Origin of the sequence: Streptomyces sp. GC420, from assembly GCF_009916105.1 — a bacterium.
Lineage (GTDB): Bacteria > Actinomycetota > Actinomycetes > Streptomycetales > Streptomycetaceae > Streptomyces.
On the sequence record NZ_JAAAXQ010000360.1, the window covers coordinates 1 to 7878 of the forward strand.

6 protein-coding genes and 1 pseudogene are annotated in these 7878 nt (G+C 72.3%); 5 read left to right on the forward strand and 2 right to left on the reverse strand.

The features are described 5' to 3' along the window. The first annotated feature begins 64 nt into the window (after positions 1-64). Complete coding sequence (locus GUY61_RS30945) at positions 65-898, forward strand: hypothetical protein (RefSeq protein ID WP_166633562.1); 834 nt, start codon at positions 65-67, stop codon at positions 896-898. Positions 899-908: 10 nt separating this feature from the next. Then, the gene (locus tag GUY61_RS30950; RefSeq protein ID WP_166633563.1) at positions 909-1769 is read left to right on the forward strand and encodes an alpha/beta fold hydrolase; all 861 of its coding nucleotides are present in this window, start codon (positions 909-911) and stop codon (positions 1767-1769) included. On the opposite strand, the gene GUY61_RS30955 is transcribed toward GUY61_RS30950, so the two are convergent. Further along, complete coding sequence (locus GUY61_RS30955) at positions 1744-2601, reverse strand: MBL fold metallo-hydrolase (RefSeq protein WP_243766874.1); 858 nt, start codon at positions 2599-2601, stop codon at positions 1744-1746. The genes GUY61_RS30950 and GUY61_RS30955 overlap by 26 nt on opposite strands. A 163-nt stretch (positions 2602-2764) precedes the next feature. Here GUY61_RS30955 and GUY61_RS30960 point away from each other — a divergent pair, with 163 nt between their 5' ends. Then, positions 2765-3436, forward strand: a complete 672-nt coding sequence (locus GUY61_RS30960) for a TetR/AcrR family transcriptional regulator (RefSeq protein WP_243766875.1) — start codon at positions 2765-2767, stop codon at positions 3434-3436. A 337-nt stretch (positions 3437-3773) separates the two neighbouring features. Next, positions 3774-4775, forward strand: coding sequence for an endonuclease/exonuclease/phosphatase family protein (locus GUY61_RS30965; RefSeq protein WP_313896952.1), 1002 nt, complete (start codon positions 3774-3776; stop codon positions 4773-4775). Positions 4776-4946: 171 nt separating this feature from the next. Here the strand turns inward: GUY61_RS30965 and GUY61_RS30970 are convergent, their stop codons facing one another. After that, positions 4947-7004 (reverse strand): PhoX family phosphatase, encoded by a 2058-nt coding sequence (locus GUY61_RS30970; RefSeq protein ID WP_166633565.1) that lies wholly within the window; start codon positions 7002-7004, stop codon positions 4947-4949. A 278-nt stretch (positions 7005-7282) separates the two neighbouring features. Here GUY61_RS30970 and GUY61_RS30975 point away from each other — a divergent pair. Further along, positions 7283-7878: pseudogene (locus GUY61_RS30975) on the forward strand (hypothetical protein); the annotation flags it as partial.

Below are 7878 nucleotides of genomic sequence, written 5' to 3' on the forward strand. Positions count from 1 at the left end.
CGCCCGTCCCCCATCCGGACCGGGCCCGGTGGCACGGCCCCTCGCCCCGGGATTCCCTTGAGGCATGCGGTTCCTGCTCTCCGCGCTCTCCGCCGTCCTCCTCGTCCTCGTCGTCCTCCTGACCCCGCTGAGCGCCGTCGCTGTCTGGACCCGTGCCGAGCTCGGCAACGAGGACCGCTACGTGTCGGCGATGGCGCCGCTCGCGCACGACGACGAGGTGCAGGACGCGGTGACGGACCTGATCACGGATGCCGTCGTGGAGCAGGGCGGCACCCTGACGTCGGCGTTCGAGGGCCTCATCAGGACCGGCGTGCGGGCCTTCGTGGAGAGCGGCGCCTTCCCTCCGGTGTGGGAGGAGGCGAACCGGCAGGCCCACGAGTCCTTCAACCGGACGCTGACCGAGGAGGGCGCACCGGTCACCATCGACCTGGCACCGGTGGTGGAGCGCGCCAAGCAGTGGCTGACCGACAACGGCATCCCCCTGGCCGACCAGCTCCCCGCGATCCGCGCGGAGTTCACGCTCGCCCCTTCCGGGGAACTCGACACAGCCCGTGACACGTTCAGGGAGCTGGAGGAGGCTGCGGTGTGGCTCCCGCCGGTCACCCTCGTCTGCGCGGTCGGCGCCGTGCTCGCCGCGCCCCGGCGCAGGCTCGGCCTGCTCCTCGCCGGGCTCGCGGTGGCCGTCGGCGGCCTGCTGCTGCGGGTGTGGGTGGGCGCGACGCGGCCCGCCTACCTGGACCGGCTGCCCGAGGAGCTGCCCCGGAGCGCGGGCGGAGCGGTGTACGACGCGCTGACCGAGACGCTCCGCACCGCGTCCTGGGTGATCGCCGGCTGCGGGCTGGTGGTCGCCGTACTGGCACTGGTCGCACTCCTGGCGCGGCCGCGGCGCACCGCCTAACCTTTTGATCATGAAGTCGGCTGAGCTGGACGGCATCACCATCGGGTACGAGGACCACGGCGGTGCGCATCGCAGCGGTGAGCACTACGGCGAGCACCGCACCGCGGACCCGGTGCTGCTGCTGGTGCACGGTCATCCCTTCGACCGCTCGATGTGGGCACCGCAGGTCCGCGCGTTCGCCCTGGAGGGCCCGTTCCGGCTGATCGTTCCCGATCTGCGCGGCTACGGCGCGACCACCGTCGTCCCCGGTGTCACCCGGTTCTCCCGGCACGCGGAGGACCTGGCCGGGCTGCTCGACCAGCTCCATGTGCGACGGGTCGTCATCGGTGGTCTGTCGATGGGCGGCCAGATCGCCATGGAGTTCTGCCGGCTGTTCCGCGACCGGGTCGAGGGCGTGGTCCTCGCCGACACCTCCGCCGCGGCCGAGACGGAGGAGGGCAGGCGGTGGCGGGCCGAGACGGCGGACCGGCTGCTGCGCGAGGGCATGACGGGGTACGCCGACGAGGTGCTGGCGAAGATGATCGCCCCGTACAACGTCACCGCGCTTCCCGACGTGGCCCGGCACGTGCGCCGCATGATGTGCGCCACCGACCCCGAGGGGGCGGCCGCCGCCCTGCGGGGGCGGGCCGAACGCCCCGACTACCGTGAGCTGTTGACGACCCTGGACGTCCCGGCCCTGGTGGTGGTGGGGCGCGACGATCCCTACACACCGGTCGCCGACGCCAAGGCCATGCACGCCGCGCTCCCCGACTCGGAGCTCGTCGTCATCGAGGGCGCGGCCCATATGCCGAACCTGGAGCGGCCCGACGCGTTCAACGCGGCGCTCGGCACCTTCCTGGACCGGTTCAGCCCTCTGCCGCGAAGCGCCTGAACTCGTGCTCGTCGTGGGACGAGAACAGGGCGATCAGTCCCGGCTGCGAGCGCCGCAGCTCGCGCAGGGCCTCGACCTGGTCGAGGCGGGAGAGGTGGTCGGCGGCGACGCGGCGCTGGTGCGCGGCCAGCGGGCGGGGGCAGCGGGGACGGCGCAGATCGATCTCGCCGTGGTGGAAGTAGGCGTCGCCGCAGTGGAGGAGCCAGCGTTCCGGCTGGGCGACGGCGACGGCGCAGTGGCCGTGGGTGTGGCCGGGCAGCGGGACGAGCAGCACGTCGGGGGAGCGCAGCACGCGGGAGGCGCGCAGCCCGAACCAGTCGGAGTCGGCGGTGTCGTGGATGACCCACTGAGGGCCGTGCTCCCAGTGGAGGGGGAGGTAGCGGGCGGCGTCGGCGCGGGTCTCGCGGCGCATGGCCGCCCGGTACTCGTCGACGTGGACGTGGACCCTCGCCGCGGGGAAGTCGGCGAGCCCTCCGGTGTGGTCGAAGTCGAGATGGGTGAGCACGATGTCCCGCACATCGCGGATGTCGTAGCCGAGTTTCCGTATCTGGTGGACGGCGGTCACGGAGAGGTCGAGGCGGGGCCGCATCGTCGTACGGAACAGGGCGCCGAGGCGTTTGGGTTCGGAGACGTCCGCCGCCCCGAAGCCCGTGTCGACCAGGACGAGTCCGCTGCCCGCCTCGACGAGCAGGCAGTGACCGACCAGCGGCGCGAGCGGCCCGATGGGGCGCAGCGGCGCGCAGTCGAGGTGATGGACAGTCATGGCGGCGGCCCGTCGCTGGCGGATCCTGGGGAAGTCGGCGGTCCAATGGGGGGTGGCGTGCACAGGCATCTGTGCCTCCGTGGGCTGGATGCGCGAAGGTCCCGAGCACTTGCAGGGTCGAACTACGTACCGGCAGGGGCACTTACGGCGTAAGTCCGTGGATCGAGGGAAGCACCCACATGTAGGCACGTCAAGGAAAACCGCGAGGTTCAAAGCTCTTCGAGGAGCATGGATGCACAGCACTGGCGCGAAGAGGGAGCCGCCCACCCCCCGGCCGCCGTTGAGCCGCGAGCGCATCGCTCACGCCGCCCTGCGGATCATCGACGAAGAGGGGCCCGACTCACTGAGCATGCGCCGTATCGCCGCGCTGCTCGACGTCCAGGCCATGTCGCTCTACAACCATGTGCGCGGCAAGGCGGACGTCCTCGCCCTGGTCACCGACGCCGTCGCCGCGGACATGGCCCTGCCGGAACGACTGGAGGGCGACTGGGCCGACGGCGTGCGAGAGATCGCGCGAGCCTTCCGCAAGGCGGCGCTGGCGCACCCGCGCGCCTGCGAGCTGGTGCTCACCAGACAACTCGGCTCACCCGCGGCCCTGCGGGCGGTCGACATGGTCCTCGGACTGCTCCTGGAGGCCGGGTTCGACGAGGACGTCGCCGTGCACGCGCTGCGGCTGTTCACCGCGTACGCCACCGGGGCCCTGCTGGGCGAGGCACGCGCGGCGGGCGAGTACCACGGTGCCTCCGGCGACGGGGACGTCCGGCAGCTGGCCGGCTGCGGGCTGCCCGCGGTGAGCAGGGTGGCACCCAGGCTGGCCGACGTGGACCACGAGGCGGAGTACGCGTTCGGGCTGGAGCGGCTGATCGACTCGCTGCGCGCCTACGCGCCCCCGGCGCCCGCCTGAGCGGGGCCGGCGGAGTATCGGCGCGAAGGGCCGCGGCGGAACCGCGGTGCACCGGATCCGGGGGCCCGTCCCCCGTCCCCGGCCACCGGCCTGTCCGGCCCGGGCGCACAGCGTGAAGCGCCGGGCTCCGGGCTCCGGGCTCCGGGCTCCGGGCGACGCGGGACGCGGGACGCGACACGGGGCCGCCCGGCACTCACCGGAGACCGGCACCACGTGAAGGTGGGCACGGCTCCACGCTCGGTGCGGCCTGGCAACCTGGCGAATGCCGGGGCCGTCTTCCTGGAGGGAGCGACGATCGCCGGACGGGCGAACGGTACGGAACGAGGGGCAGGCCACGGTGGACGCAGCAGGCAGGACGCCGAGGCCGCTGTGGCGCAGGCTCGCCACCTGGGTGGCCGGGCCGGTGCTCGCCGGACTGACGGCGGTAGTCGGCTGCCGCGCCGCGGGCGTCGACGGGATCACCCCGGTCCCGCAGCTGCTGGCCTTCCTGCCGTGGCTGCTGCTGCCCGGCGCGGTCGCGCTGGTCGTGGCCGGCCTCGCCCGCTGGCGGGTCGGTCTCCTGTGGTCCGTCGTGGTGCTGGCGGTCACCTGCTGGTTCCTCCAGCCGTACGACGCCACGGCGGACGTCGTCGGCTCGCGCGGGCACGCGCTCGACTCCTTCCGCGTGCTCACCGCGAACGTCGAGTTCGGCAATGCCACCGAGGCCCTGATCGACACCCTGGAGCGGGAGAAGCCCGACCTGGTGTTCGTGGAGGAGTGCGACCACCGCTGCTCCTCCGCGCTCGCCGAGGAACTGCCCCGCTCCGTCTACCCATACCGCAACGTGGCGGAAGGCTTCTCCGCCGAGGGCTCCGCCATCCTCAGCACCTTCCCGCTCGAGAGCACCGAGGGCGTCGAGGGCCGGCTGGCCATGCCCGGTGCACGGGCCGCGATCGGCGGCCGGAGCGTCGCGGTACAGCTCGCGCACCCGCTGCCGCCGATCCCAGGCGGCATCGGGGACTGGCGCACGGAACTGGGCCGGCTGCGCGACTACGCGGGCACCGAACAGTCCCGCGGCAGGCCCCTCATCCTCGCCGGCGACTTCAATGCCAGCCAGGACCATGCCGCCTTCCGCGCCATCCTGGGCAGCGGGAAGCTGCGCGACAGCGCACAGCTGGACGGCCGCTCCCGCACGCCGTCCTGGCCTGCCGCCACCGCGCCGCCGCTCGGTGCCCAGATCGACCACATCCTGGTGAGCCGCGACTTCGACGCCGACCGGGTCCGCTTCCTGGACCTCCCGAACACCGACCACCGAGCGGTACTGGTGGACCTCACGCTGTACGGCGCCGGACAGTCCTGACCAGTCGGGACGGTCCTGGGCGGGTCCTGACCTGAGATGTTTCACGTGAAACACGCCCCGGCCGGGGGCAGCAGCGCCCACGAGGGCGGCCGTGGTGCTCCCGCGAACAAGCGGAGGGCCGCCGGGACGGTCGTCGCGGCGGCCCCCACGGGGTGCTGCTGAAGGCCAGGATCAGACGCCGATGCCGCGGCCGTCCTTGCGCCAGACCGCCACCACCGACGGGCGCACGGCCTTGCCCGGTCCGTCGGGCCAGCTGGAGGCCGGGTTCTCGGCGCTCGCACCGTCGATCTCACCGGGGTGCTGCACCGCGACCAGCACCCGGCGGTCCTGGATGATCGGACCGCAGGTCTCGGCGCCCTTCGGCACGGTCAGGAACTGCTTCAGCTCACCGCGACGCTCGCCCTGCGTGGCCACGCCGAACAGGCCGTCGTGCGAACCGAGGGCGTTGCCGTCGGTGGAGATCCACAGGTTCCCGTGCGGGTCGAAGGCCACGTTGTCCGGGCAGGAGATGGGGCTGACCTTGTCCTTCGGGTAGCCCGCGAAGTACGTCGCCGGGTCGTTCGGGTCGCCCGCGACGAGGAACAGCCGCCAGGCGAAGCCGTCGCTCGACGGGTCGTCCCAGTGCTCGGCCAGCTCCAGGACCTGGCCGTGCTTGTTCAGGTTGCGCGGGTTGGCCTCGTCGGCAGCCGCGTAACCCGTCTTGCCGCGGTTGGAGTTGTTGGTCAGTGCCACGTACACCCGGCCGGTGCGCGGGGAGGGCTCCACGTCCTCGGGGCGGTCCATCTTCGTGGCACCCACCTTGTCGGCGGCCAGCCGGGTGAAGACGTACACCTCCTCGGCGGTCATGCCCTCGACGTACGAGGTGGTGCCCGAGGCCAGCTTGATCCACTGGCCGGAGCCGTCGAACTCGCCGTCCGAGGGCAGCTTGCCGGTGCCGTCGATCTCGGCGGCCGGGCTGTCGCCGGTGAGCTTGGCGACGTACAGCGTGCCCTCGTCGAGCAGGGTCAGGTTGTGCTCGCGGGCGGCCCGCGAGTTCCCCTTCATCATCCGCTTGCTCGACACGAACTTGTAGAAGTAGTCGAAGCGCTCGTCGTCACCCATGTAGACGACGGGGCGGCCGTCGGCGCTCAGCCGCGGCTGAGCGGCCTCGTGCTTGAAACGGCCGAGAGCGGTGTGCTTGCGCGGGGTCGAGTCGGGGTCGTAGGGGTCGAGCTCGACGACCCAGCCGAAGCGGTGGGGCTCGTTCGGCTCCTGGGCCGCGTCGAACCGCTTGTCGAACCTCTCCCACTTGCGCTCGGTGGCGCCGCTGCCGAGCCCGTAGCGCTTGGCCGTCGCACCGGTCGCGTTGGCGAAGTACTGGTTGAAGTTCTCCTCACCGCTGAGGATGGTGCCCCACGGCGTGGTGCCGCCCGCACAGTTGTTGAGCGTGCCGAGGACCTTGGTGCCGGTGGGGTCGGCGGACGTCTTGAGCAGGTCGGAGCCGGCGGCGGGACCGGTCATCCGGAACTCGCTGGTGGCGGTGAGCCGGCGGTTCAGCTGGTGCCGGGTGACCGCCGTGAGCTTCCCGGACCTGCGGTCCTCCTCCACGACGACCACCGACAGGCCGTGGGCGGCCCAGGCGATCTCGACCTGCTCGCGGGTCGGGTTCTCGGCGTCGTAACCCTTGAACATCAGGACTTCGTCGGTGTACTCGTGGTTCGCCACGAGGACCTGCTGGTGCCCCTTGTACGGGAGCAGCGACAGGAAGTCGTTGTTGTAACCGAACTGGCCGGCCTGCGCCTTGGCGGTCTGCTTGTCCGCGTCGAAGGCGGGAGCGCCGCGGAGAATCGGCTCGCCCCAGCGGATCACGACGTTCTGGGCGTAGCCCTCGGGAACCGTGACCTGGTCAGTGGTGTTGGGGGCGACCGCCTTGAAGCGGAGACCGCGGGCGCCGTCGGCGGTCGCGCCGCCCTTGCCGGCGAGCCCCGTGGCGGGCTCGGCCTGCGCCTGGCCCGCGCCGACCCCGCCCACGACCGCGGCACCGGTCGCGCCGGCCACCGTGACGACGGCGGCCGCGCGCATCATCGACCGTCTCGACAGGACGCTCGTGATGATGTCACCGGCGTACTCGTTGTCGCTGGTGTTGGGGACCTCGTGGAAGCAGGCGTCGCCGCAGCGGTAGCGGCAGGTCAGCGCGGAACGACCGCCCGGGTGCGGGCCCGAACCGATCAGCGGCAGCAGTTTGCGCACGTTTCTCCTCCGAATTGCCGTTTCGGCGCGCCCTGCGCCGACATCGTGTCGGAATGTGATGACGGCGGTGACGTTAGGTGCGTACACCTGCAAGGCGGCGGACGACGCGTGAACGGAGGGTGAATGCAGGCGGGCTTCAAGGAAGTTGAGAAACCGCTGGCCCCTACCAAAGATCACTCCCGGTGACCGCTAACCTTACGTAGCCCTAAGTGGCCGCTCTGGCCAAGGGCAACGCGGTACGCCGCTCACCGCTCAACGTCGCACGAAGGGGCTCTTTCATGGGCATTCGGAGTCTGCTGCGCAAGGCATTCGGCCGCCGTGACCGGTCCGGCCACGACAACCCGGTCTCCCCGCTCCCGCCCCAGTCCACCCAGGAGCCCATCCCCACCGACGCCTCCAAGACCGCGACCCCGGAGGCCTCCGTCCCTGCGCCGGCACCGGCCACCGATAACACAGACCCCGCCGCGGAGGCCGCTGCCGCTCTGGTCGCGGCCTCTTTCGACAACCCGCCCGCTGCCCGGCCGGCTTCGGTCCCGGCCCAGGCGGACGCGCCGACGAGCGAGTCGGTCTCGCCGGAGCCCGGCACCACGTCGAGCATCCCCGCCGCCGAGGCCGCCCCGGCGGAGGCAGAGGCCGTCACCGCGCCTGCCGCCACCGAAGCTGAGCCCGCGTCGCAGGTCGGGGCGGAAGCCGACGCGGAACCCGAAACCGCTCCGGCGGAGGCAGAGGCCGTCGCCGAGACCGAGCCCGCCCCGGTGGAGGCCGACGAGCCGAAGGCCGAGACCGAGGCAGCCGCCGAAGCCGAGCAGCCCGCCCCCGCACCCGAAGCGGCCACCCTCCCGGAACCGGAGACGGACACCGCCCCCACGGCAAC

What these genes read in the sequence shown, in the direction of transcription:
- GUY61_RS30950 (WP_166633563.1), top strand. Translation starts at nt 909, where the DNA reads ATGAAGTCGGCTGAGCTGGACGGCATCACCATCGGGTACGAGGACCAC.
- GUY61_RS30955 (WP_243766874.1), bottom strand. Translation starts at nt 2,601, where the DNA reads ATGCCTGTGCACGCCACCCCCCATTGGACCGCCGACTTCCCCAGGATC.
- GUY61_RS30960 (WP_243766875.1), top strand. Translation starts at nt 2,765, where the DNA reads ATGCACAGCACTGGCGCGAAGAGGGAGCCGCCCACCCCCCGGCCGCCG.
- GUY61_RS30945 (WP_166633562.1), top strand. Translation starts at nt 65, where the DNA reads ATGCGGTTCCTGCTCTCCGCGCTCTCCGCCGTCCTCCTCGTCCTCGTC.